We start from the raw sequence: 802 nt of genomic DNA on the forward strand, positions 1-802 counted from the left end.
GGTGGTGTATCAGAAAGTATGCTGAGGGAATAAAGGAGGGTGACAGCCGAGGAAAGATGATATATTTGAGGTTATGAAGACACAAATAGATATCAGTTGCCCCGACTGCCACAGTTCTAGTTTAAAGAAAAACGGCATAAAAAGCTATGGCAAGCAGAACTACCAATGCAAGGACTGCAAACGACAATTTATTGGTAACCATGCCTTAACTTATCATGGCTGTCACTCTAAAATAGAAGGCATCATACGGCTAATGACGGTTAGAGGTTGCGGCGTTAGAGATATAGCTATTATAGCCTCAGTTAGTATCGGTAAAGTATTGAGCACCATAGGCTCATCTGTTTATAAGATCGCGCCTAAGAAGAGCTACTATGAACGCTTAGAGGTTGATGAGTTCTGGACTTACGTGTATCGCAAAAAGTGTAAAGTCTGGCTTATCTACGCTTATGACCGTGCTACTAATGAGATTGTCGCTTATGTCTGGGGCAAACGTGACCTAAAAACGGCTAAGAAGTTAAGAGCACGTTTAAAGCAGCTTACAGTCAGCTATGGCTCTATCAGTATGGACAACTGGGATAGCTTTAAAACCGCCTTTAAAAGTGATAACAAACGAATTGGCAAACAACATACAGTAGGTATAGAAGGTAATAACTGCCGTCTTAGACACCGATTAAGACGAGCGGTTAGAAAGACTTGTTGCTTCTCAAAAAAGCTTGATAATCACTTTAAAGTATTCGATCTGGTATTCTTTTATGTCAATTATGGCTACGTCTGATGCCAGCATACTTTTTAGAACACCACC

Annotated in this window: 1 protein-coding gene; it reads left to right on the forward strand. The window is 40.6% G+C overall.

What is annotated here, in order from left to right:
• The first annotated feature begins 73 nt into the window (after positions 1-73).
• Positions 74-775: an IS1 family transposase gene (locus ACMHKH_RS14665; protein ID WP_413521356.1), complete on the forward strand. Its 702-nt coding sequence runs from the start codon at positions 74-76 to the stop codon at positions 773-775.
• The last annotated feature ends 27 nt before the right edge of the window (positions 776-802 follow it).

It is taken from the genome of Psychrobacter glacincola, from assembly GCF_965118485.1.
Taxonomy (GTDB): domain Bacteria; phylum Pseudomonadota; class Gammaproteobacteria; order Pseudomonadales; family Moraxellaceae; genus Psychrobacter; species Psychrobacter glacincola_D.